This window comes from Mycobacterium sp. ITM-2016-00318 (assembly GCF_002968285.2).
Classification (GTDB): Bacteria; Actinomycetota; Actinomycetes; order Mycobacteriales; family Mycobacteriaceae; genus Mycobacterium.
Window position 1 is genome coordinate 1,403,219 of the sequence record NZ_CP134400.1, and the last position, 23,090, is coordinate 1,426,308.

A 23,090-nucleotide genomic window follows, 5' to 3' on the forward strand; every position below is an offset into this window, starting at 1 on the left:
GAACTCGCTCTACCGAGTGCACGCCCAGGTTTACAAATACCGTATCTGTGTCTAGACAGGCGACAAAAGTCGCTCTATAGTCAACCGCATGACCCAGAGCAATGGCGCACTGACACAACACGAGATCGACCAGTGGCGGGACCGCAAGAGGTATCTGTGGCTGATGGGCCTGATCGCACCGACGGCCCTGTTCGTGATGCTGCCGTTGGTGTGGACGTTCAACCAGTGGGGCTGGCACGCCGCGGCGCAGGTGCCGTTCTGGATCGGCCCGATCCTGCTGTACGTATTGCTGCCCGCGCTGGACCTGCGCTTCGGGCCCGACGGGCAGAACCCGCCCGACGAGGTGATGGAGCGGCTGGAGAACGACAGGTACTACCGCTACTGCACGTACATCTACATCCCGATCCAATACGCCAGCGTCGTCTTCGGCGCGTACCTGTTCACCGCATCCGACCTGAGTTGGCTGGGCTTCGACGGCGGGCTGGGCTGGCCGGCGAAGATCGGGCTCGCGCTGTCGGTGGGCGTGCTCGGAGGGGTGGGCATCAACACCGCCCACGAGATGGGGCACAAGAAGGACGAACTCGAGCGCTGGCTGTCCAAGGTCACGCTCGCGCAGACCGCATACGGCCACTTCTACATCGAGCACAACCGCGGCCATCACGTCCGCGTCGCCACCCCGGAGGACCCCGCGTCGGCGCGCTTCGGCGAGACCTTCTGGGAGTTCCTGCCGCGCAGCGTCTACGGCAGCCTGAAGTCTTCGTGGGAGTTGGAGGCCAAGCGGCTCGAGCGGGCAGGCAAGAGCAGATGGCACTGGTCAAACGACGTGCTCAACGCATGGGCGATGTCGGTGGTGCTCTACGGCGCACTGATCGCGGTCTTCGGCCTGGCGCTCATCCCGTACGTCGTCATCTCCGCGGTGTTCGGCTTCACGCTGCTGGAGACCGTCAACTACCTGGAGCACTACGGGCTGCTGCGGCAGAAGACCGAGAGCGGCCGTTACGAACGGTGCGCACCGGCGCACAGCTGGAACTCCGACCACATCGTGACCAACCTGTTCCTCTACCACCTGCAGCGCCACAGCGATCACCACGCCAACCCGACCCGGCGCTACCAGACGCTGCGGAGCATGGACGGCGCACCGAATCTGCCCAGCGGGTACGCGTCGATGATCGGGCTGACGTACTTCCCGCCGCTGTGGCGCAAGGTGATGGACCACCGGGTGCTCGAGCATTACGACGGCGACATCAGCAGGGTGAATGTGCACCCGCGGGTGCGCGACAAGGTGCTGGCTCGATACGGGGCGAACGTCTGATGGCCGTCTACCGCTGCAGCGGCTGCGATTACACCTACGACGAGGCGAAAGGGGCTCCGCGAGAGGGGTTTCGCGCTGGCACGGCCTTCGACGACATCCCCGAAGACTGGTGCTGCCCGGACTGTGCAGTGCGCGAGAAGGTCGATTTCGAAAAGATTGGAGCGATGAAGTGAACGACTACAAATTGTTCGTCTGCGCGCAGTGCGGTTTCGAATACGACGAGGAGAAGGGCTGGCCGGAGGACGGTATCGCGCCAGGCACCCGATGGGACGACATTCCCGACGACTGGAGCTGCCCGGACTGCGGTGCGGCCAAGTCAGATTTCGAGATGGTCGAGGTCGCCCGTTCGTGAGCGCTAGTCTCGCGCGTGTGAGTGACGGTCGCGCACGCGTGGGGGTACCTCCCGCCCGAAGGGCAGGGGGAGAGCGGATCGAAACGAGAAGCGCGCCGCGCATTCCGTACGCCGAGGCGTCGAGGGTGCTGCTGCGCGATTCGATTCTCGACGGCATGCGCGACTTGTTGACCACACGGGACTGGTCGTCGATCACGCTGTCGCACGTCGCGACCGCGGCGGGCATCAGCAGGCAAACCATCTACAACGAGTTCGGCTCCCGGCAGGGCCTGGCTCAGGGGTATGCCATGCGGCTGGCCGACCGCCTGGTCGACGCGGTCGCCAACGCGGTCACCGGCAATGTCGGCGACATCTATGCCGCATTCCTCGAGGGCTTCAGGGACTTCTTCGCCGAGTCCGCCGCCGACCCGCTGGTCATCTCGCTGCTGTCCGGCGACACCAAGCCCGACCTGCTCGCGCTCATCACCACCGACAGCGGCCCGATCATCACGCACTGCTCGTCACGGCTGACGTCGACCTTCACCACCAGCTGGGTCCGCGTCAGCGAGGAGGACGCCGGCGTGCTGGCCCGCGCCGTCGTGCGGCTGGCCATGAGTTACGTCTCGATGCCGCCCGAGGCCGACCATGATGTGGCCCGCGACCTGGCACGTCTCATGACACCGTTCGCCGAACGGTACGGTGTCATCGAATCCGATTAGCCGCGGCTTGGGAGACCAGGACGGCGCGGGCTAATGTGTAACTAAGCTAACTAATTGCGCGCGAGACGAAGGACGACCATGACGACGACTGAGAAGCGGCTGACAGCGGATGTCCGCAACGGCATCGATTACAAGGTGGCGGACCTGTCCCTGGCCGAATTCGGCCGTAAGGAGATTCGGCTGGCCGAGCACGAGATGCCGGGCTTGATGACGCTGCGCCGCGAATACGCCGACGTGCTGCCGCTGAAGGGTGCGCGCATCTCCGGCTCGCTGCACATGACGGTGCAGACCGCGGTGCTGATCGAGACGCTCGTCGCGCTCGGCGCCGAGGTCCGGTGGGCGTCCTGCAACATCTTCTCCACCCAGGACCATGCGGCGGCCGCGACCGTCGTCGGCCCGCACGGCACACCCGAGGAGCCCAAGGGCGTCCCGGTGTTCGCGTGGAAGGGCGAATCCCTCGAGGAGTACTGGTGGGCCGCCGAGCAGATGCTGACCTGGCCCGGCGAGCCGGCCAACATGATCCTCGACGACGGCGGTGACGCCACCATGCTGGTGCTGAAGGGCGCCCAGTTCGAGAAGGCGGGCGTGGTGCCGCCGACCGAGGACGACGCATCCGACGAGTACAAGGTGTTCCTTGCCCTCATCCGCGAGCGCTTCGAGAGCGACAAGACCAAGTGGACCAAGATCGCCGAGTCGGTTCAAGGGGTCACCGAGGAGACCACCACCGGCGTGCTCCGGCTGTACATGTTCGCCGCCGCAGGCGAACTGCAGTTCCCGGCCATCAACGTCAACGACTCGGTGACCAAGAGCAAGTTCGACAACAAGTACGGCACCCGGCACTCGCTGATCGACGGCATCAACCGCGGTACCGACGTGCTGATCGGCGGCAAGGCCGCTCTGGTGTGCGGCTACGGCGACGTCGGCAAGGGCTGCGCCGAGGCGCTCAAGGCGCAGGGTGCGCGGGTCGCCGTCACCGAGATCGACCCGATCAACGCGCTGCAGGCGCTGATGGACGGCTTCGAGGTCAAGACCGTCGAAGAAGCCGTCGGCTGGGCCGACATCATCATCACCGCCACCGGTAACCAGGGCATCATCACCCTCGAGCACATGAAGTCGATGAAGCACCAGGCGATCCTCGGCAACATCGGCCACTTCGACGACGAGATCGAGATGGCACGCCTGGAGAAGGATCCGAAGGTTCGCCGGATCAACATCAAGCCGCAGGTCGACGAATTCGTCTTCGAGGACGGCCACTCGATCATCGTGCTGAGCGAGGGCAGGCTGCTCAACCTCGGTAACGCCACCGGTCACCCGTCGTTCGTGATGAGCAACAGCTTCTCCAACCAGGTGATCGCGCAGATCGAGCTGTGGACCAAGAACGACGAGTACGACAACGAGGTCTACCGGCTGGCCAAGCATCTCGACGAGAAGGTGGCGCGAATTCACGTCGAGGCGCTCGGCGGCACGCTGACCAAGCTCACCAAGGAGCAGGCGGAGTACATCAACGTCGACGTCGACGGCCCGTACAAGCCGGAGCACTACCGCTACTGACCGACCTCGAGACTGCGGACAGATCGCGATAAGTCTGTAAGCAACGATCTGACAGCAGAATCGGCACTAGGTTTGCCCTCATGGGTCGGGGATTCGTGGGGGTTTTGCTTGCGCTGCTGTTGATCGGATCGCTTGGCGTTGCGCCACCGGTCACGGCCGACGATCCGACGAACGATGCGCACGACCCGTATTTCAACGAGGACGAGTACCAGGCGTTCTACACCCCGCCGGACCCGTTACCGCCCGGTGCGCCGGGTGACCTGATCCGCACCGAGCCGTCGCGGCTCGTACTCGAACCGTCCGGTCAGCTCGGCATGATCATGGCTGACGCCACGCGAATCATGTACCGCAGCACCGATATTCACGGCAATCCGATGCCGGTCACCGGCACCTACTTCGAACCGTACAACGACTGGCCCGGCGGCGGTCCACGACCGCTGCTGGTGTACGGCCCCGGTACGCAGGGCCAAGGCGACCATTGCGCGCCGTCGCGCCAGTTCAACCAGGGCATCCACTGGCGCCCGTATCTGGACCTCGCGTTCAACTACGAGGAGTTGTTCGTCTCGACGATGGTCGCGCGCGGTTTCGCGATCGTGATGACGGACTATCAGGGCCTCGGCACGCCCGGTCTGCACACCTACGTCAGCCGGGTAGCGCAGGGCAACGCGATGCTCGATGCCGCCCGCGCCGCGAAGCGGCTGCCCGACACGTCGCTGAAAAGCGAAGGCCCGGTCGCCTTTTGGGGCTACTCGCAGGGCGGCGGAGCGGCCGCCTCTGCAGCCGAACTGGCCTCACAGTACGCACCCGAGCTCGACGTCGTCGGCACCTACGCTGGTGCCCCGCCCGCCGACCTGAAGGAACTGTTTCCCTACGCCGACGGCAGCGTGCTGGTCGGGGCGGTCGGCTATGCGCTCAATTCGGTCATCACGGCATATCCGGAGCACGCCGAGGAGATCCGCTCCAAGCTGACGCCGCGCGGCGCGGACCTGCTCTTCAAGGTTCAGGATCAGTGCGTCGCCGAGACGCTCACGAAGTTCATGTTCCGCCACCTGCAGCCCTACTTCACCGAGGACATCTATCAACTCGTCAACGAGGAGCCGTTCTCCAGCCTGTTCGACGAGCAGAAGCTCGGCCGCTTCAAACCCGATGCGCCCGTAATGATCCTGAGCAACCGCTTCGACCCGTTGGTGCCGTGGACGGCCGCCAACCAGCTCGGCCGCGACTGGTGTGCACAGGGCGCCGATGTCCTGTTCTGGACCAACGAGGAGCCGCCATTCCTCAACAAGGCGATCGTCAACCACGGGCTGCCCATGTTGGTCGACGGCGAGCGGGCCATGCAGTGGGTCGCCGATCGGTTCAACGGAGTGCCGACGACACCGAACTGCGGCGAGTTCTAGGGTGTCGAGGCCGGATCACCGCAGCGGTTCTTGATGTCCGGCAACGGCCGGCGGATGCCTGCGAGGTCGGCCGCGCTGCAGTTCGGCGGAGCGGCGGCGGCGATCTAGCAGCGGTCCGGCAGGAAACTCGAAGACAACGAGGAGGGTTACGCTCGCGGCGTGCTGATCGCGATAGAGGGTGTCGACGGTGCGGGCAAGCGCACGCTGACCGACGGGTTGCGCGCCTGTTTCAAGGCCGACGGCAAGACCGTCGCCAGCCTGTCCTTCCCGCGCTACGGGCAGTCGGCGCCGGCGGACATCGCCGCGGAGGCTCTGCACGGCGGACACGGCGACCTCTCGACGTCGGTCCATGCGATGGCGGTGCTCTTCGCGCTCGACCGCGCCGACGCCCGCGACGAGATCGCGTTGCTGAGGCACCAGTACGACGTACTGATTCTCGACCGGTACGTCGCGTCCAACGCGGCCTACAGCGCCGCCCGCCTGCACCAGGACGCCGGGGGCAACGTGGTGGCCTGGGTACGCGAGCTCGAGTACGAGCGGCTGCGGCTGCCTGCGCCCGACTGGCAGGTGCTTCTCGACGTGCCCGTCGAGCTGGCCGCCGAGCGGGCCGAGCACCGCGCCAACACCGAAGCCGACCGGACCAAGGACGCCTACGAGCGCGACGACGGGCTTCAGCGGCGCACCGCAGAGGTCTACTCGGGGCTTGCGGCCGCCGACTGGGGCGGCCGGTGGCTGGTCGCCGAACCCGACGTCGAGGTGCCCGCCCTGGCCGCGTTGTTGACGCGCTAGCCGACTCGCGGCGTTGCTAGCAGCGTTTTATCGCGCTTTGGTGACACCATGGACTCCATGAGGCAAAGGATTCTGGTCGTCGACGACGACCCTTCGCTCGCGGAGATGCTGACGATCGTGCTGCGCGGTGAAGGGTTCGACACCGCCGTCATCGGGGACGGCACCCAGGCGCTCACCGCCGTGCGTGAGCTGCGGCCGGATCTGGTCCTGCTGGACCTGATGCTGCCAGGCATGAACGGGATCGACGTGTGCCGTGTGTTGCGCGCGGACTCGGGCGTGCCGATCGTGATGCTGACCGCCAAGACCGACACCGTCGACGTGGTGCTCGGCCTCGAGTCCGGCGCGGACGACTACGTGATGAAGCCGTTCAAGCCCAAGGAGCTCGTGGCCCGCGTGCGCGCCCGGCTGCGTCGCAACGACGACGAGCCCGCCGAGATGCTGTCGATCGCCGATGTGGACATCGATGTGCCCGCTCACAAGGTGACCCGCCAGGGAGAGCAGATTTCGCTGACACCGCTGGAATTCGACCTGTTGGTGGCGCTGGCACGCAAACCGCGGCAGGTGTTTACTCGAGATGTGCTTCTCGAACAGGTGTGGGGGTATCGGCACCCGGCCGACACCCGTTTGGTGAACGTGCATGTCCAGCGTTTGCGGGCCAAGGTCGAGAAGGATCCTGAGAATCCGCAAGTTGTGCTGACTGTTCGAGGAGTGGGATACAAGGCCGGACCTCCGTGACCTTGATCGCTCGGCGGTCGCCATGATCTTCAGCTCGAGGCGGCGCATTCATCGGCGTTCTGCACCACTGGTACGCGGATTGGGTGCGCTGGGTCGAGCTTTCAGCCTTGCGTGGCGTCGCTCCCTGCAACTGCGGGTGGTGACACTTACGCTCGGGTTGTCACTTGCCGTGATCCTGGTGCTCGGCTTCGTGCTGACGAGCCAGATCACCGATCGCATCCTCGAGGTGAAGGTGCGCGCGGCCACCGAGGAGATCGATCGGGCGCGCAACACCGTCAGCGGCATCGTCGGCGGTGAGGAGACCCGGTCGCTGGACAGCAGCCTGCAGCTGGCGCGCAACACCCTCATCGACCGCAAGGCAGATGCCGGCGCAGGGCTCGCGGGCGCATTCGACGCAGTACTGGTCGTCCCGGGCGACGGCCCTCGCGCGGCGACCGCGGCCGGGCCTGTCGCCCAGGTCCCCAACGCCCTGCGCGACTTCGTCAAGGCGGGCCAGGTCAGCTACCAGTACGCGACGGTGCGCACCGAGGAATTCTCGGGGCCCGCGCTGATCATCGGCACGCCGACGCCCTCGACGGTCACCAACCTCGAGCTCTACCTCGTCTTCCCGTTGAACAACGAGGAGTCCACCATCGCCCTGGTGCGCGGCACGATGGCCACCGGCGGTGTGGTGCTGCTGCTCATGCTCGCCGCCATCGCGCTGATCGTCGCCCGCCAGATCGTGCTGCCCGTGCGGTCGGCATCGCGGATCGCCGAACGCTTCGCCGACGGCCACCTGGCCGAGCGGATGCCGGTGCGCGGCGAGGACGACATGGCGCGGCTGGCGGTGTCGTTCAACGACATGGCCGAGAGCCTGCAGCGGCAGATCGCCCAGCTCGAAGAGTTCGGCAACCTGCAGCGCCGGTTCACCTCCGACGTCAGCCACGAGCTGCGCACTCCGCTGACGACCGTGCGGATGGCGGCCGACCTGATTCACGAGCACAGCGAGGAGCTCGAGCCGGCGCTGCGCCGGTCGACCGAACTGCTCGTCAGCGAGCTCGATCGGTTCGAGATGCTCCTCAACGACCTGCTCGAGATCTCCCGCCACGACGCCGGTGTCGCCGAGTTGTCGGTCGAGGCCGTCGACCTGCGCGGCACCGTGCAGAGCGCACTGGACAACGTCGGCCACCTCGCCGACGATGCCCAGATCGACCTCATCGTCGACATGCCGACCGACGAGGTCATCGCCGAGGTCGACCCTCGCCGGGTGGAACGCATCCTGCGCAACCTCATCGTCAACGCCATCGATCACGCCGAGAGCAAGCCGGTGCGGATCAGGATGGCCGTCGACGAGGACACGGTCGCCGTCACGGTCCGCGACTACGGCGTCGGGCTGCGGCCCGGCGAGGAGAAGCTGGTGTTCAGCAGGTTCTGGCGGTCCGACCCGTCGCGGGTGCGCCGCTCCGGCGGTACCGGCCTCGGCCTCGCGATCAGCATCGAGGACGCCAGGCTCCATCAGGGCAGGCTCGAGGCGTGGGGCGAACCCGGCAAAGGCGCCTGCTTCCGGTTGACGCTGCCCCTGGTGCGCGGTCACAAGGTGACGACGAGTCCGCTGCCGCTGAAACCAGTTGGGCGGGACCGTAAGCCGCGGCAGCCGGCGAGGGAGCGGCAACCGGCGGGAGAATCCGTGTGAACCGCATCCGTGCGTTCGCGGCGGCCTTTTTCGCATGCGCGGTGGTGTTGGCCGGGTGCGCAGGCGTGCCGAGTTCGTCGGCGCCGCAGGCCATCGGAACCGTCGACCGCCCCGCGCCACCGAGTCTGCCGAAACCGACACCGGACATGGACCCCGATGTGCTGCTGCGGGAATTCCTCAAGGCCACCGCCGACCCGTCCAACCGTCATCTGGCCGCACGGCAGTTCCTCACCGAATCGGCCTCCAACGCCTGGGACGACGCGGGCAGCGCGCTGCTCATCGACCGGGTGGTCTTCGTCGAAGCACGGGACTCCGAACGGGTTTCGGTCACCATGCGGGCCGACATCCTCGGCTCGCTCTCCGATATCGGGGTTTTCGAGACCGGCGACGGGGCGCTGCCCGACCCTGGCCCGATCGAGCTGGTGAAGACGTCGGGCGGCTGGCGCATCGACCGGTTGCCGAACGGCATTTTCCTCGACTGGCAACAGTTCCAGGAGACCTACAAGCGCAACACCCTGTACTTCGCGGACCCGACCGGTAAGACCGTGGTGCCCGACCCGCGCTATGTCGCGGTGTCGGACCCCGACCAGTTGGCCACCGAACTCGTCACCAAGCTGATCGCGGGCCCGCGTCCCGAGATGGCCAACACGGTGCGCAACCTGCTCGGCCCGCCGCTGCGGCTGCGCGGACCGGTCACCCGTGCCGACGGCGGCAAGATGGGCGTCGGTCGCGGCTACGGCGGAGCGCGCATCGATCTGGAGAACCTCTCGACCACCGATCCGCACAGCAGGCAACTGCTTGCCGCACAAGTCATCTGGACGCTATCGCGGGCCGGCATCAACGGACCGTATGTCATCAACGCCGACGGCGCCGCGCTGGACGACCGGTTCGCCGACGGCTGGCAGACCTCCGATGTGGCGGCCACCGACCCCGGCGCCGCCGACGGCGCCGCGGCCGGTCTGCATGCGCTGGTCGGCGGGTCGCTGGTGGCGCTCGACGGTCAGCGCGCGCCGCGGGTGTCCGGCCCGTTCGGCGCGACACCCAACCAGACCGGAGCCGCCGTGTCGCGCAGCGGTCAGCAAGCGGCCTCGGTCGTGACGCTCAATGCGGGCGCACCGGATATGGCGTCGTCGCTGTGGGTGGGTCCCCTCGGCGGAAACCCGTTGCAGGCCATGGACGGTCGCATACTGTCCAGGCCGACCTGGTCACTGGATGACGCGGTGTGGGTGGTCGTCGACGGCAACACCGTGGTGCGCACGGTCCAGGACGCGTCAGGGCAGCCGGGCCGCATACCCGTCGACTCCACGGCGGTGTCCACCCGCTTCCCCGGACCGATCGCCGATCTGCAGCTGTCACGGGACTCCACGCGCGCGGTGATGGTGATCGAGGGTCAGGTGATCCTCGTCAGTGTCGAGCAGACTCCCGGCGGCGGCTTCGCACTCACTTACCCGCGACGGCTGGGTTTCGGGCTGAAGAACACGGTGGTGTCGCTGGCGTGGCGCACCGGTGACGACATCGTCGTCAGCCGCACCGACCCGCAGCATCCGGTGTCCTACGTCAACCTCGACGGCGTGAACTCCGACGGTCCGAGCCGCAATCTGGCGATGCCGGTGGGAGCCGTGGCCGCCAGCCCGTCGACGGTGTACGTCGCCGACGCCCGAGGCATCCTGCAGCTTTCCGGTTCCGCGGCGGAGAACGACCCGCGGTGGGTGGAGGTCCGCCCGTTGATGACGCCGGGTGCCATACCTGTTCTGCCAGGCTGAATCGGCGTTCTTTCGCCGTTGGGCAGACAAATCGGCGTCGGTGTCCTTTGCTGGTACAGGCCCAGCCCGCCGAGAGGATCCCCATGCCGTTCGATGATCTCCAGATCCCGAGACAACATGTGATCCGAGCGGCCGGCCTCGTGCTGACCGCAGGCACTCTTGCGGCGTGCGGCGCCGAGGGCGACAAGGACGACAAGCCCGCCGCAGGCGGCGAGGCCTCGACGTCGTCGGCGCCCACCGAGGCACCGTCGGGCGCTATCGCCAAGATCGCGGACGTACCGGTCGGCTCGGGGATCATCGTCGACGACGTCGTGGTGACCCAGCCCGCCGCCGGTGAGTTCAAGGCGTTCTCCTCGTCCTGCACACACAAGGGTTGCGCGGTGAACAAGGTGGCCGACGGCACCATCGACTGTCCGTGCCATGGCAGCAAGTTCAACCTGGACGGCTCGGTCGCCAAGGGACCCGCTGCGAAGCCGTTGGAGGCGAAACCCGTCACTGTTGAGGGCGATTCGATCGTCCTGAGCTGAGCCGGCCTACGTCACGTAGAGCTGACCCCAGGAATTCTGCCCTCGCGGAAGGCCTCGACGAAGTGTCGGTGATCGTCACGCACCGTCTTGGCGTACTCGAGCCCGAAATCGACCATGTCGGAGACGAATTCGTCGTCGCGGTCACCGATGTGCTCGTCGATGGCATCCTCGGTCTGGAAGTCGACGAGTTCCTGATCGCTGTCGGCGTCACCGACGCAGTGCACCTTGGCGACGGCACGGCCTAGTTGCTCGATCACCTCGGTGAGTTCGTCGGGCTCGGTCAGCTCGGTCCAGTCGAGGTCGGACTCGTACGGCGACAGTTCGGCCACCACGAACCCGACGTCGTCGAGCTCGGTGTAGCCCAACAGCGGATCGGCATGCGCCTGCAGCGCGCGCTGCGACACCGCGGTGCGGTGCCCGTGGTGCTTGAAGTACTTGTGCACGGCTTCGTCGTTCACGACGCGGCTGGGCGCCGCGACGTTGCCCTGCTTCATCGAAAGCACGATGTCGTTGTCGAGTGCCTGGTTGAAGCCCTCGATGAGCACGTTGTAGCTCGGCAGGCCCGCGCTGCCGATCCCGAAACCGCTCCGCCCGACGATGTCCTTGACGTCGTACGCGATCTCCCTGAACTTCTTCGACTTCGGGATGGTGTCCTGGTAGGCCTCGAATGCGGCGTTGACCTTGTCGTATTCTCCTGAGTCGAGCCTGCGCACGCCCGCGCTGTCGCGGAACCGGCGCTCCGACTCGTCGACGTGGGTCATCCGGTCGAGCATCGAGGAGCGGGTCGACATCCGGGCGGTGTCCAATGCAACACGCACGGCGCCCTTGGCGGTGTCGAGGTTCAGCGAGAAGCTCGCGTCGTCGTCGGTCTGGCGGAACCAGCGAACCTGATCCAGATAGGACCGCACGAAAGTCGCGTTCAGCTCATTGATCACCTCGTCCGACAGGGCCTTCTGCCAGCACATCAGCGCCACGCTGGCCACGAAGCGCTGTAGGTCCCACGTGAAATGCCCGACGAACGCCTCGTCGAAATCGTTGACGTCGAAGATCAGTTTTCCCGCGCCGTCCATATAGGTCCCGAAGTTCTCCGCGTGCAGATCACCCTGGATCCAGACCCGGCCGGTCCGATTGTCGGCCCAGCTGTCCTCGCGGTCGGCGACGTCGGCGTAGAACACGCATGCGCTGCCGCGGTAGAACGCGAACGGATCGGCGGCCATCTTGCGGAACTTGGTGCGAAACGCGTCCGGGTCTGCCGTCATCAGATCGTCGAAAGCCCGCTTGAGGCATTCGACTATGAAGGACTCCCGATTCGACATCGATAGGGAGTACCCAGAGTTGGCTTCGGCGAAATCTGCACGAGGGTCGCTTTGTCGTCGGGCCGACTGCCGCCGCGCAGATCTCGCGGCAGGTCTTGACGGGCGACCCCCGCTTCGCTAGTTTGCAAATATGCGAAATAACGAAGCGGCTGTCGGCGCGCAACCGCTGCTGCAGACGCTGAAGGCGGTCGCCAGTCCGGTGCGGCTGGAGGTCCTGTCCCTGCTGAAGGACCCGGTGAAGCACTTTCCCCCGCAGACCGACGGCGACCTTGTTCGCGACGGCGTCTGCGCCGACTTCATCCGCGAGAGGCTGGCGATCGCGCCTGCAACGGCTTCACGCCACCTGACGCTGCTGACCGAGGCCGGTCTCTTGACCGCGACGCGGAAGAAGGGGTGGACCTTCTATCGCCGCGACGAGTCGGCGATCCGCCGGTTCGCCCAAACACTGGGGGCGCAGCTGTGACGAAACCCGTGAATCTGACCTACAGACTCGTCGATGTCTTCAGCCGGGTTCCCTTCGGTGGCAACAGTCTGCCGGTCTTCTCCGACGCAGCGGACCTGAGCGCAGCGCAGATGCTGCGGATCACCCAGGAGCTGCGGCACTTCGAGGCGGTCTTCCTGCAACCCACCGACAGGCCGGCCGCCGTTCGAGCCAGGATCTTCGACCTGTTTTCCGAATTGCCCTTCGCCGGGCATCCGATCATCGGCGCCGCCGCGGTACTGCACCACCGGTCACGGGCGGCGGGCGCGCAGAGCTGGCGCTTCGAGTTGCCCAGCAAGACAGTCGGAGTCAGCACGGAGTTGGCGGCGGGCCACTACGCGGGCTCGCTGGACCAGGGCTGCCCGGAATTCCTCGGCACCGTCGACGACCGAACCCGGATCGCCCGCGCCGTCAACCTGTCGCAGGCGGATCTCGATCCCGACCTGCCGATGGAGGTGGTGAGCACGGGACTGCGCTACCTGATCGTGCCGGTGCGACCCGGCGCACTGGAAACGGCGCGGATATCTCGCGACATCAGCGACCTGTTGCATGGCTTCGGCGCCCAGTTCGCGGTCTTGTTCGATGAGTCCGCAGTAGAGGTGCGGCACTGGAACAACGACGGGATCATCGAGGACGTGGCGACCGGAAGCGCCGCCGGAACAATCGGTGCCTACCGCCTGCGCCATGGATTAGCCCGCGGCGGAGAGACGTTCACCCTGAACCAAGGTCGCTTCACCGGTCGACCGAGCCTGCTGCGCGTACGTCCGCACGGCAGTCCCGACCATGTCGAAGCCGTCAGCGTCGGCGGTGATGTCGCCTTCGTCGGACACGGTGTCATCGAAGGTGTGCCGTCGTGAGTACACGCATGGTCGACGCCGAGACCCTACGCGCCACAGTGAATTTCGACGATCTTGTGGAGCCGGTTGCGCGGGCCTTCGCCGAGACCAGCGCGGGTCTGGCCGACAACGGTCTGATCGTCATGTTTCCCGCCGAGCGTCGCGAATCAGGTGATGTCTACGTCAAGACGGGCAGCCTGCGCGGCCACGCCGTCTACATCGTCAAGGTGTCGCCATGGTTCGAAGCGAACCGCCACGACGGCAAACCTCAGGGCGGATTCGTCGCCGTCTTCGACAGCCGCACTGGACACACGCTCGCCTTATTGCACGACGAGCATTACCTGTCCGACATCCGAACCGCCGCTGCAGGAGCGGTTGCCGCGCGACTGCTCGCGCCACCGACCGTCGACAGCGTCGCGGTGCTCGGCGCGGGCGTGCAGGCCTATTGGCAGCCGTTGGCGCTTTACGGCGAGCGGCCTTTCGCACGGCTGTCGATCTGGGCTCGCAGCATGCCGAAAGCCGAAGCGCTCAAGGCACGGCTGAGCGGCGCTCTGCCCGACGTCGAGATCCACTGCGTGACCGATATCGAGAGCACCGTGCGCAACGCCGACGTTCTGATCACCGCAACGCAGGCGCGCGAACCACTGGTGGAGGGGCAGTGGCTGCGCGACGGCGCGCACATCACCGCGGTCGGCGCGGACGACCCAACCAAATGCGAACTGGACGCGACGGCGCTGCGGCGCGCGAAGGTCTTCGTCGACGCCCGCGATACCGCAGAGGTCAACGGCGACATCCACCGGGCGATCCGCGCCGGCCGATACTCCATCGACGAAATCTCCGGCGAGCTCGGCGAGGTGATATCGGGGCGGGCCGCGGGACGCACGGCTGACGACGACATCACCGTGGCCAAGCTGGTCGGGATCGGCGCGCAGGACCTCGTTGCGGCCGAGGTGGCGCTGGCGCAAATGGCCGCCCGTCAACCTCAGTAGGCCGTCGTGTCAGCCCTCTCCGCGACACTGGCGGGGTGCTCGACCTGGTTCTTCCGCTGGAGTGCGGCGGCTGCGGGTGCCCACGCACCCGCTGGTGTCCGGCGTGTGCGCACCAACTCCGGGTGCGCGCCGACGAACCACACGTCATCACTCCGCGCGTTGACCCCGGCGTTCCCGTCTTCTCACTCGGTCGGTACGCCGGCCCGCGCCGCACCGCGATCGTGGCGGTCAAGGAACACGGCCGCACCGACCTGGTCGGTCCGCTCGGCACCGCGTTGCGCGGCGGGTTGCGACAGCTGCTGGCCTGGGGAGTACTGAACGCGCCGCTGGCCGTCGTCCCGGCGCCCACCCGCCGCTCTGCGGCCCGCAGGCGTGGTGGCGACCCCGTCACCCGGATCGCGCTGGCCGCCACGTCGGGCGGTCGAGGCGTTACCGTCGTGCAGGCGCTGCGGATGAAAGCCCTGGTGAGAGACTCGGTCGGACTGTCCGGCGCGGCGAGACAGCGAAACGTCGCGGGCCGTGTCGCGTTGACGGCGAACGTGCCCAACGGGGATCTCGTGCTCGTCGACGACATCGTCACCACCGGCGCCACCGCCTCCGAAGCGGTGCGTGTCCTGCAAACATCCGGCACCGGGGTGGTTGCCGTCCTCGCGCTCGCCAACGCCTGAGCAGAGGCGTTCGCGAGGCAGTGACGGAGCGGCCAATTTCGGTTGCATCAAACCCGCGTGAAGAACTGAAAACAGGTAGGCCAAATTAGTGGCACTAGTAGGTGAACACGGACTACCTTGGGGCCAACATCCGTGAACACCACACGGCGGCGCTCAACACGACGCGCCATCCATCGCCGAGCGGTAGGAGGTGACTCATCGACACCTCGTACCGGCGAGCGGCGACATAACGAGGCCCCTCCGGTGCAGTTCTGCCAGGTAGGCACGCAGCGCGCGTGCGACGCGAAAGAGAAACGAGTCGCCAAGCATGTCAATCCGTTCCATGGAAACCGACCGCTCGATGATCGTTGAGGATGAGACGTCCGCGCCCGCGCCAAGCGCCGAGGTCGTCGTCAAGGGCCGCAACGTCGAGATCCCCGACCACTTCCGCACCTACGTCTCAGAGAAACTCTCTCGCCTCGAGCGGTTTGACCGCAGCATCTACCTCTTCGATGTCGAACTCGACCATGAGCGCAACCGGCGCCAACGCAAGAACTGTCAGCACGTGGAGATCACCGCGCGAGGCCGCGGTCCGGTGGTGCGGGGCGAGGCCTGCGCCGACAGCTTCTACGCCGCCCTCGAATCGGCGGTCTGCAAACTCGAGAACCGGCTGCGGCGAGCCAAGGATCGGCGCAAGGTGCACTACGGGGACAAGACCCCGGTGTCACTCGCCGAGGCGACCAAGATCTCAGCGCCGGAAGCCTTCGCCCCCACGAACGGGGAGCCGGCCATCCCGCATGACGGTGTCGAGGTGCACGAACCCGGCCAGGTGGTGCGCACCAAGGAGCACCCGGCCACGCCGATGACCGTCGACGATGCGCTCTACGAGATGGAACTGGTCGGGCACGACTTCTTCCTGTTCCATGACAAGGAGAGCGACAAGCCGTGTGTCGTCTACCGCAGGCACGCCTACGACTACGGGCTGATTCGCCTGTCCTGAACCCTCAGCTCTGGCTTTCGACCAGCCACTTCGGCGTGTCACCTAGGATGGACGCCGTCTGATACGCGACGGGATCCATCAACCCACAGGGGAAACAAGCCGTGCTCGATAAGTTGCTGCGTCTGGGCGAGGGCCGCATGGTCAAGCGCCTCAAGCGGGTGGCTGACTATGTCAACACCTTGTCCGACGACGTCGAGAAACTCTCCGACGCCGAACTGCGCGCCAAAACCGACGAGTTGAGGAAGCGGTACACCGACGGGGCGGATCTCGACGACCTGATGCCCGAGGCGTTCGCGGTGGCCCGTGAGGCCGCCTGGCGCGTCCTCGACCAGCGGCCGTACGACGTGCAGGTGATGGGTGGGGCGGCCCTGCACTTCGGCAATGTCGCCGAGATGAAGACCGGTGAGGGCAAGACGCTGACCTGTGTGCTGCCCGCCTACCTCAATGCGTTGTCGGGCAAGGGTGTCCATGTCGTCACCGTCAACGACTACCTGGCCAAACGCGACAGCGAATGGATGGGCCGCGTGCACCGCCTCCTCGGCCTCGAGGTCGGGGTCATCCTGGCCCAGATGACGCCCGACGAGCGGCGGGTCGCCTACAACGCGGACATCACCTACGGCACCAACAACGAGTTCGGGTTCGACTACCTGCGCGACAACATGGCGCACTCGGTGGAGGAGATGGTGCAGCGCGGCCACGCGTTCGCCGTCGTCGACGAGGTCGACTCGATCCTGATCGACGAGGCCCGCACGCCGCTGATCATCTCCGGCCCCGCCGACGGATCCTCGAACTGGTACTCCGAGTTCGCGCGCCTGGCGCCGCTGATGGAGAAGGACAAGCACTACGAGGTCGACATCCGCAAGCGGACCATTGGCGTCAGCGAGTTGGGCGTCGAGTTCGTCGAGGACCAGCTCGGCATCGACAACCTCTACGAGGCCGCCAACTCCCCGCTGGTCAGCTTCCTCAACAACGCCATCAAGGCCAAAGAGCTGTTCATGCGCGACAAGGACTACATCGTGCGCAACGGCGAAGTGGTGATCGTCGACGAGTTCACCGGTCGCGTGCTGGTGGGGCGGCGTTACAACGAGGGCATGCACCAGGCGATCGAGGCGAAGGAAGGCGTCGAGATCAAGGCCGAGAACCAGACCCTGGCCACCATCACGCTGCAGAACTACTTCCGTCTCTACGAGAAGCTCGCGGGTATGACCGGCACCGCCCAGACCGAGGCCGCCGAGTTGCACGAGATCTACAAGCTCGGCGTTGTGCCGATCCCGACCAACAAGCCGATGATCCGTGCCGACCAGTCCGACCTGATCTACAAGACCGAAGAGGCCAAGTACATCGCGGTCGTCGACGACGTCGCCGAGCGCTACGAGAAGGGCCAGCCGGTGCTGATCGGCACCACCAGCGTGGAGCGGTCGGAGTACCTGTCGCGGCAGTTCACCAAGCGGCGCATCCCGCACAACGTGCTCAACGCGAAGTACCACGAGCAGGAGGCGAACATCATCGCCGAGGCGGGCCGCCGCGGCGCCATCACGGTCGCCACCAACATGGCGGGCCGCGGCACCGACATCGTGCTCGGCGGCAACGTGGACTTCCTCACCGACACGCGGCTGCGTGCGCAGGGGCTTGACCCCGTCGTAACCCCGGACGAGTACGACGCCGCCTGGCACGAGGCACGCACAAGGGTCAAGGACGAGGCCGCGAACGAGGCCGAGGAGGTCATCACCGCCGGCGGGTTGTACGTGCTCGGCACCGAGCGCCACGAGTCGCGCCGCATCGACAACCAGCTCCGCGGTCGTTCGGGCCGCCAGGGTGACCCCGGTGAGTCGCGGTTCTACCTGTCGCTGGCCGACGAGCTAATGCGGCGGTTCAACGGTGCCGCACTCGAGTCGCTGCTGACGCGGCTGAGCCTGCCCGACGATGTGCCGATCGAAGCAAAGATGGTCAGCAGGGCGATCAAGAGCGCGCAGACCCAGGTCGAGCAGCAGAACTTCGAGATCCGCAAATACGTGCTGAAGTACGACGAGGTGATGAACCAGCAGCGCAAGGTCATCTACGCCGAGCGGCTGCGCATTCTCGAGGGGGAGAACCTCAAGGAGCAGGCACACGCCATGCTCGTCGACGTCGTCACCGCGTACGTCAACGGCGCCACCGCGGAGGGCTACTCGGAGGACTGGGACCTCGAAACGCTGTGGACGGCGCTGCGGACGCTGTACCCGGTCAGCATCGACCACCACGACCTGATCGACTCCGATGCGATCGGCGAACCCGGCGAGCTGACCCGCGAGGAGCTGCTCGACGCGCTGATCGAAGACGCCGAGCGCGCCTACGACGAGCGCGAGAAGCAACTCGAGGAGCTGGCGGGCGAGGGCGCGATGCGTCAGCTCGAGCGCAACGTGCTGCTCAACGTCGTCGACCGCAAATGGCGCGAGCACCTCTACGAGATGGACTACCTCAAGGAGGGCATCAGCCTGCGTGCCGTCGCCCAGAAGGACCCGGTGGTCGAATATCAGCGCGAGGGCTACGACATGTTCAACGGCATGCTCGACGCCATGAAGGAGGAGGCCGTCGGCTTCCTGTTCAACGTCACCGTCGAGGCGGTGCCCGCTGCGCCCGCCGCACAGGTGGCACCGGTGTCGGCGCCAACCGGTCTCGCCGAGTTCGCCGAGGCGGCGGCGGCGAAGGCCCAGGACAGCGGTGTCGCGACCAAGGAACGTCAGGAGCCTGCTGGGCTGCGCGCCAAGGGAATCGACGATGACGCGCCGCCGCTGACCTACACCGGGCCGTCCGAGGATGGTTCGGCACAGGTGCAACGCCAAGGCGGGAACGGCGACAACGGCGGCCGGCACGCCGCGCCGAGCAGGCGTGAGCGGCGTGAGGCCGCACGCAGGCAGGCGAAGGCCGGCAAGAAGGGCTAGTCGGACGACGATCAAGCGGCGAGGCACGAGCCGCGTTGAGAAGGCCGGCAAGAAGGGCTGAGCCCGAGCGTCATCCAATCTGCAGGGCCACCACGTGCCAGCGCCCCTCGGTGGCCTCGATGCGGCCCGCGATGGCGCGGACGCGTTCGCCGCGGGTGTAGGTCGCGAACACCTCCGCGGCGCTGGCCTGCTGCGGATCGCCCTCGTCGACAGCCGCGGTGCGCAGTCGCACCCGCTGCAGCACCGCCGCCTTGTCGGGTCCTGCGGTGCGGGTGAGGGTGAAGACCATGTCGAGAAGCGGCGGCGTCAGCATCGGACGCAGCTGCGCGATCGGCCTGCGTCGATCGATCACCTCCAGCACCCGGCGCAGTGCCGCGTCGGTGAACTTTCCCGCCTCTGCGGGAAGCGCAACGCCTGCGGTGCGTTCGACGGCTCGCAACTGTCGCCGGGGCGGCCGGTGCAGAGCCGCTGGGGTCGGCGACGGGCACGGAACCGCCGCGTCGAAGGGCGGGGGCTCGTAGTCGACGATGCGCGTGGTCAGGGCGCCGGTCGGGAAGGGGATGCGCGATACGGTCAACGGACCTCTCCAGCAATCGGTCAGGCGGAAAGTGGCGTCTGCTGGAGAGGAACAGACACGTCCATGATCCCATGGTTCACGGGCCCGACACGCACCCGTGATGCGGTTCGACAGAATCGGCGGCTACCGTGTCGGGGGTTCGATGAGAGTCGACGTCAAGACCTAGGGGAGGGGTGGCGCCGCAAAATGGTGACCAGGTTGTCGGCGGCTGATGCGTCGTTCTTCGGCCTGGAGAACTCGTCGACGCCGATGTACGTCTCGTCGCTGTCGATTCTCCGCAAGCCGCGCAACGGGCTGAGCTATGAGACCCTGCTCGAGACGGTCGAGCAGCGCCTGCCGCAGATTCCGCGTTACCGGCAGAAGGTGCGCGAGGTAACCCTCGGGCTGGCCAGGCCGGTGTGGATCGACGACCGCGACTTCGACATCACCTACCACATCCGCAGGTCGGCGCTGCCGTCTCCGGGCAGCGACGCTCAGCTGCACGAGCTGGTGGCGCGGTTGGGGTCGCGGGCGCTGGACAAGACGCGACCGCTGTGGGAGATGTACCTTGTCGAGGGGCTGGCCGGAAACCGGCTGGCGATCTACACCAAATCGCATCAGGCGCTGGTCAACGGCATGACCGCTGTCGAGATCGGCCACGTGATCGCCGATCGCACGCAGAAGCCGCCCACGTTCGGCGAGGACATCTGGATTCCGGCCCGAGAGCCCGGCGACGCACAACTGGTGATGGGGGCCCTCGGGGAATGGATCGCGCGACCCGGCGCGCAGCTGTCCGCCGTGCGGTCGGCGGTCACCGAGGTGGCCACCAATTCCGGACAGCTGCTCGAGGTGGGTCGCCGGTTCACCGCCGCCGCGAGGACCTTCGCGCGGGGTGCGGCACCGTCCAGCCCGCTGAACACGAAGGTGTCGCGCAACCGCCGGTTCACTGTGGCCCGCGCAAAGCTGGAGGACTACCGCAACCTACGGGCTCGCTACGACTGCGACGTCAACGACGTCGTCCTGGCGGTGATCGCGGGAGCGCTGCGCAACTGGCTGCTGTCTCGAGGGGAGCCGGTCGCGCCGACGACCACGGTGCGGGCGATGGCGCCGATGTCGGTCTATCCGGACGAGGAACTGGACTCGTCGGGACCCGGCCAGGCGATCAGCGAGGTGGCGCCCTTCCTTCTGGATCTGCCGGTGGGGGAGGGCAACGCGGTTGTGCGGCTATCGCAGATCGCTCACATGACCGAGTCGCACCCGACGGCCAGGAGCCTCGTCGATGCGAGGACCATCGTCACGCTGTCGGGCTTCGCGCCACCAACGTTGCACGCCATGGGAATTCGGGTCGCCACCACGTTCCCGGCCAGACAGTTCAACCTGTTGATCACCAACGTCCCGGGTGCTCAGAAGCAGATGTACATCGCGGGCACCAAGCTGCTGGAGACGTATGCGGTGCCACCGCTGCTGGACAGCCAGGTGCTGGCGATCGGCGTCACGTCCTACAACGGGATGCTGTATTTCGGCATCAACGCCGACCGCGACGCAATGAGCGATGTCGACGTCCTGCCTGCCCTGCTGCGGGAAGCTCTCGACGAATTGCTGGAAGCCGCTCAGTAACACGATCGTTGGGTTTCCAGGGCTTGACGCGCACCGACCCGCTGATGGGTCGGCGCCGGTATGCCGCCGAGGCGGTGGACAGCGCGGTGGTGCACGGTGTGAGTGCGCACGGCGATGACTACATGATCTCCGTCGAGAGGGATCCCGACTCCGACCGCTAACCTCGCCTCGTGCGTGTCTATGTGCCTGCGACCCTGGCAATGCTGTCCAAGCTCGTCGCCGACCGTTCGGTCAGCCCCGTCAACGGCACGGCGTTCGCGGTGACCCCTGCGCTGCGCGAGTCGTACTCCGAGGGCGACGACGACGAACTGAACGAGGTGGCGTTGCGCGAGGCGGCGCTGGCGTCGGTGCGGCTGCTGGCGGGCGCTGCCGACGAGGGATCTGCCCCTGATGTCGCCGGCCAAGCGGATTCGGCTGCCCTCCCGGTCCGACGCGCGGTGCTGGTCGCCGAGGTCGACGACGTGACAGTCCGGCCGGACCTCGATGACGCCGTGGTGCGGCTGTCCGGACCGGTCAACTACGACCAGGTGGTGGCGGCCTATGTCGACAATCAGGCCGCTGAGACGGCGGTACTGGCCGCGGTCGACGCGGTCGACGCCGCGGATCTGGGGGATGAGGACGCCGAACTGACCGTCGGGGATGCTCAAGATCACGATCTGGCGTGGTATGCCACGCAGGAACTGCCGTTTCTGCTGGATCTGCTGTAATTCCGACTGGATACGGGAGCGTAGGTTACGGTACCGTAGGTTCGTGGCCAAGAACACCATCAAAATCTCGGCCAATGTCGCCGACACCATGCGCCCGAAGATCGCCGGGGCCAAGGAGCGACCGGGCTGGCACGCCCTGCGCACCATCGCCGGACGCATCACTACCCCGCTGTTGCCCGACGACTACCTGAAGCTCGCCAACCCGCTGTGGTCGGCTCGTGAGCTGCGAGGTCGGGTGCTCGAGGTCCGCCGCGAGACCGAGGACTCCGCGACCTTGGTCATCAAGCCCGGCTGGGGCTTCTCCTTCGACTATCGGCCAGGTCAGTACGTCGGCATCGGACTGCTGATGGACGGGAGATGGCGATGGAGGTCGTACTCGCTCACCTCGAGCCCGGTCAAAGGCGCTCGCATCATCACGATCACTGTCAAGGCGATGCCCGAGGGCTTCCTGTCGACGCACCTCGTCGGCGGGGTGGAACCTGGCACGATCGTGCGACTGGCCGCACCGCAGGGCAATTTCGTCATGCCCGACCCGGCACCGGCATCCGTGCTGTTCCTCACCGGCGGTTCCGGCATCACCCCGGTGATGTCGATGCTGCGCACGCTGTCGCGTCGCGATCAGATCGCCGACATCGTTCACTTGCACTCCGCGCCAACGGAATCCGGCCTCCTCTTCGCGACCGAACTTGCCGAGCTACAGCGCAGCCATCCGGGTTACCGGCTGCGCACCCGCCTGACACGCGAGCACGGCCGCCTCGACCTGTCGCGGCTTGACGACGAGGTGCCGGACTGGCGCGATCGCCATACCTGGGCATGCGGCCCGGAGGGAATGCTGACCGCCGCCGAGCTCGCGTGGTCTGCGGCGGGTGTCGCCCACCGTTTGCATCAGGAGCGGTTTGCGGCGACGAGGGCCGCCGTGCACGGGCAGGGCGGAACGGTGGAATTCGCCAGAAGCGGGAAGTCGGTCACAGTGGACGCCGCAACGCCGCTCATGGAAGCCGGAGAGAACGCCGGGATCCGGATGCCGTTCGGCTGCCGGATGGGCATCTGCCAGTCCTGCGTCGTCGGACTGCTCGACGGGCACGTGCGGGACCTGCGGTCAGGCGTCGAACACGAGCCCGGCAGCCGGGTACAGACATGCATTTCCGCAGCTTCCGGCGATTGTGTGCTTGATGCCTGACGGCGCGAGGTGCAGGACACCAGAGATTTACTGACTGGTAACCT

At 66.6% G+C, this 23,090-nt stretch carries 23 protein-coding genes; 21 read left to right on the forward strand and 2 right to left on the reverse strand.

Features of this window, described 5'->3' with window-relative positions; translation table 11 throughout:
• The first annotated feature begins 88 nt into the window (after window positions 1-88).
• The 11 genes from C6A82_RS06815 (at window position 89) to C6A82_RS06865 (ending at window position 10,796) form a co-directional block, all read left to right on the forward strand.
• Window positions 89-1,312, forward strand: coding sequence for an alkane 1-monooxygenase (locus C6A82_RS06815; protein ID WP_311101725.1), 1,224 nt, complete (start codon window positions 89-91; stop codon window positions 1,310-1,312).
• Window positions 1,312-1,485 carry a rubredoxin gene (locus tag C6A82_RS06820; protein ID WP_105341777.1) on the forward strand — a complete coding sequence of 58 codons (174 nt, stop codon included), beginning with the start codon at window positions 1,312-1,314 and terminating at the stop codon, window positions 1,483-1,485. Before C6A82_RS06815 ends, C6A82_RS06820 begins: the two co-directional genes overlap by 1 nt.
• Window positions 1,482-1,664 carry a rubredoxin gene (locus C6A82_RS06825; RefSeq protein WP_105341779.1) on the forward strand — a complete coding sequence of 61 codons (183 nt, stop codon included), beginning with the start codon at window positions 1,482-1,484 and terminating at the stop codon, window positions 1,662-1,664. The genes C6A82_RS06820 and C6A82_RS06825 overlap by 4 nt, the downstream gene beginning before the upstream one ends.
• 77 nt (window positions 1,665-1,741) lie before the next feature.
• Entirely contained in the window at window positions 1,742-2,362 is a 621-nt protein-coding gene (locus C6A82_RS06830) for a TetR/AcrR family transcriptional regulator (RefSeq protein ID WP_233216720.1), read from the forward strand.
• 78 nt (window positions 2,363-2,440) lie between these two features.
• Window positions 2,441-3,913 carry an adenosylhomocysteinase gene (gene ahcY, locus C6A82_RS06835; RefSeq protein WP_105341783.1) on the forward strand — a complete coding sequence of 491 codons (1,473 nt, stop codon included), beginning with the start codon at window positions 2,441-2,443 and terminating at the stop codon, window positions 3,911-3,913.
• 80 nt (window positions 3,914-3,993) lie between these two features.
• The gene (locus C6A82_RS06840) at window positions 3,994-5,310 is read left to right on the forward strand and encodes a lipase family protein (RefSeq protein ID WP_105341784.1); all 1,317 of its coding nucleotides are present in this window, start codon (window positions 3,994-3,996) and stop codon (window positions 5,308-5,310) included.
• A gap of 159 nt (window positions 5,311-5,469) precedes the next feature.
• Entirely contained in the window at window positions 5,470-6,099 is a 630-nt protein-coding gene (locus C6A82_RS06845) for a dTMP kinase (protein WP_105341786.1), read from the forward strand.
• A gap of 48 nt (window positions 6,100-6,147) precedes the next feature.
• On the forward strand, window positions 6,148-6,834 hold the full coding sequence (gene mtrA, locus C6A82_RS06850) for a two-component system response regulator MtrA (RefSeq protein WP_105347470.1): 687 nt from the start codon (window positions 6,148-6,150) through the stop codon (window positions 6,832-6,834).
• A gap of 22 nt (window positions 6,835-6,856) precedes the next feature.
• Window positions 6,857-8,506 carry an MtrAB system histidine kinase MtrB gene (gene mtrB, locus C6A82_RS06855; RefSeq protein ID WP_105347471.1) on the forward strand — a complete coding sequence of 550 codons (1,650 nt, stop codon included), beginning with the start codon at window positions 6,857-6,859 and terminating at the stop codon, window positions 8,504-8,506.
• Between the two features lie 5 nt (window positions 8,507-8,511).
• Window positions 8,512-10,269 (forward strand): MtrAB system accessory lipoprotein LpqB, encoded by a 1,758-nt coding sequence (gene lpqB, locus C6A82_RS06860; protein WP_105347511.1) that lies wholly within the window; start codon window positions 8,512-8,514, stop codon window positions 10,267-10,269.
• A gap of 83 nt (window positions 10,270-10,352) precedes the next feature.
• Complete coding sequence (locus C6A82_RS06865; RefSeq protein ID WP_105347473.1) at window positions 10,353-10,796, forward strand: ubiquinol-cytochrome c reductase iron-sulfur subunit; 444 nt, start codon at window positions 10,353-10,355, stop codon at window positions 10,794-10,796.
• 11 nt (window positions 10,797-10,807) lie between these two features.
• On the opposite strand, the gene C6A82_RS06870 is transcribed toward C6A82_RS06865, so the two are convergent.
• On the reverse strand, window positions 10,808-12,112 hold the full coding sequence (locus C6A82_RS06870; protein WP_105347474.1) for a DUF2252 domain-containing protein: 1,305 nt from the start codon (window positions 12,110-12,112) through the stop codon (window positions 10,808-10,810).
• Window positions 12,113-12,242: 130 nt separating this feature from the next.
• Here C6A82_RS06870 and C6A82_RS06875 point away from each other — a divergent pair, with 130 nt between their 5' ends.
• The 6 genes from C6A82_RS06875 to secA all read left to right on the forward strand — a co-directional run bounded on the left by C6A82_RS06875 (window position 12,243) and on the right by secA (window position 18,986).
• On the forward strand, window positions 12,243-12,575 hold the full coding sequence (locus tag C6A82_RS06875) for a helix-turn-helix transcriptional regulator (RefSeq protein WP_105347476.1): 333 nt from the start codon (window positions 12,243-12,245) through the stop codon (window positions 12,573-12,575).
• Window positions 12,572-13,450, forward strand: a complete 879-nt coding sequence (locus C6A82_RS06880) for a PhzF family phenazine biosynthesis protein (RefSeq protein ID WP_233217079.1) — start codon at window positions 12,572-12,574, stop codon at window positions 13,448-13,450. The genes C6A82_RS06875 and C6A82_RS06880 overlap by 4 nt, the downstream gene beginning before the upstream one ends.
• Window positions 13,447-14,418 (forward strand): ornithine cyclodeaminase family protein, encoded by a 972-nt coding sequence (locus C6A82_RS06885; protein ID WP_142406025.1) that lies wholly within the window; start codon window positions 13,447-13,449, stop codon window positions 14,416-14,418. The genes C6A82_RS06880 and C6A82_RS06885 overlap by 4 nt, the downstream gene beginning before the upstream one ends.
• Window positions 14,419-14,453: 35 nt before the next feature.
• Entirely contained in the window at window positions 14,454-15,086 is a 633-nt protein-coding gene (locus C6A82_RS06890; RefSeq protein WP_105347479.1) for a ComF family protein, read from the forward strand.
• 340 nt (window positions 15,087-15,426) lie between these two features.
• A complete protein-coding gene (gene hpf / locus C6A82_RS06895) occupies window positions 15,427-16,065 on the forward strand; it encodes a ribosome hibernation-promoting factor, HPF/YfiA family (RefSeq protein WP_199193898.1) in 639 nt (212 codons plus the stop codon).
• Window positions 16,066-16,166: 101 nt separating this feature from the next.
• Entirely contained in the window at window positions 16,167-18,986 is a 2,820-nt protein-coding gene (secA, locus tag C6A82_RS06900; protein WP_105347482.1) for a preprotein translocase subunit SecA, read from the forward strand.
• Window positions 18,987-19,056: 70 nt separating this feature from the next.
• Here the strand turns inward: secA and C6A82_RS06905 are convergent, their stop codons facing one another.
• Window positions 19,057-19,563, reverse strand: coding sequence for an Rv3235 family protein (locus tag C6A82_RS06905; RefSeq protein ID WP_105347483.1), 507 nt, complete (start codon window positions 19,561-19,563; stop codon window positions 19,057-19,059).
• A gap of 186 nt (window positions 19,564-19,749) precedes the next feature.
• Here C6A82_RS06905 and C6A82_RS06910 point away from each other — a divergent pair, with 186 nt between their 5' ends.
• From C6A82_RS06910 to C6A82_RS06925, 4 genes are read left to right on the forward strand one after another with little or no spacing between them, the layout of a single operon-like run.
• Window positions 19,750-21,159: a wax ester/triacylglycerol synthase family O-acyltransferase gene (locus C6A82_RS06910; protein WP_105347485.1), complete on the forward strand. Its 1,410-nt coding sequence runs from the start codon at window positions 19,750-19,752 to the stop codon at window positions 21,157-21,159.
• Between the two features lie 23 nt (window positions 21,160-21,182).
• Window positions 21,183-21,320 carry a hypothetical protein gene (locus C6A82_RS06915; RefSeq protein ID WP_158261660.1) on the forward strand — a complete coding sequence of 46 codons (138 nt, stop codon included), beginning with the start codon at window positions 21,183-21,185 and terminating at the stop codon, window positions 21,318-21,320.
• A 9-nt stretch (window positions 21,321-21,329) separates the two neighbouring features.
• Window positions 21,330-21,866: a DUF6912 family protein gene (locus C6A82_RS06920; protein WP_396836785.1), complete on the forward strand. Its 537-nt coding sequence runs from the start codon at window positions 21,330-21,332 to the stop codon at window positions 21,864-21,866.
• A 43-nt stretch (window positions 21,867-21,909) separates the two neighbouring features.
• Window positions 21,910-23,046: a ferredoxin reductase gene (locus tag C6A82_RS06925; protein WP_105347487.1), complete on the forward strand. Its 1,137-nt coding sequence runs from the start codon at window positions 21,910-21,912 to the stop codon at window positions 23,044-23,046.
• The last annotated feature ends 44 nt before the right edge of the window (window positions 23,047-23,090 follow it).

Excerpts from the sequence above, each read along its gene's own strand:
- C6A82_RS06870 (WP_105347474.1), bottom strand. The coding sequence starts at position 12,112 with ATGTCGAATCGGGAGTCCTTCATAGTCGAATGCCTCAAGCGGGCTTTC.
- mtrB (WP_105347471.1), top strand. The coding sequence starts at position 6,857 with ATGATCTTCAGCTCGAGGCGGCGCATTCATCGGCGTTCTGCACCACTG.
- hpf (WP_199193898.1), top strand. The coding sequence starts at position 15,427 with ATGATCGTTGAGGATGAGACGTCCGCGCCCGCGCCAAGCGCCGAGGTC.
- C6A82_RS06840 (WP_105341784.1), top strand. The coding sequence starts at position 3,994 with ATGGGTCGGGGATTCGTGGGGGTTTTGCTTGCGCTGCTGTTGATCGGA.
- C6A82_RS06875 (WP_105347476.1), top strand. The coding sequence starts at position 12,243 with ATGCGAAATAACGAAGCGGCTGTCGGCGCGCAACCGCTGCTGCAGACG.
- C6A82_RS06820 (WP_105341777.1), top strand. The coding sequence starts at position 1,312 with ATGGCCGTCTACCGCTGCAGCGGCTGCGATTACACCTACGACGAGGCG.
- C6A82_RS06910 (WP_105347485.1), top strand. The coding sequence starts at position 19,750 with ATGGTGACCAGGTTGTCGGCGGCTGATGCGTCGTTCTTCGGCCTGGAG.
- C6A82_RS06815 (WP_311101725.1), top strand. The coding sequence starts at position 89 with ATGACCCAGAGCAATGGCGCACTGACACAACACGAGATCGACCAGTGG.
- mtrA (WP_105347470.1), top strand. The coding sequence starts at position 6,148 with ATGGACTCCATGAGGCAAAGGATTCTGGTCGTCGACGACGACCCTTCG.
- ahcY (WP_105341783.1), top strand. The coding sequence starts at position 2,441 with ATGACGACGACTGAGAAGCGGCTGACAGCGGATGTCCGCAACGGCATC.
- C6A82_RS06865 (WP_105347473.1), top strand. The coding sequence starts at position 10,353 with ATGCCGTTCGATGATCTCCAGATCCCGAGACAACATGTGATCCGAGCG.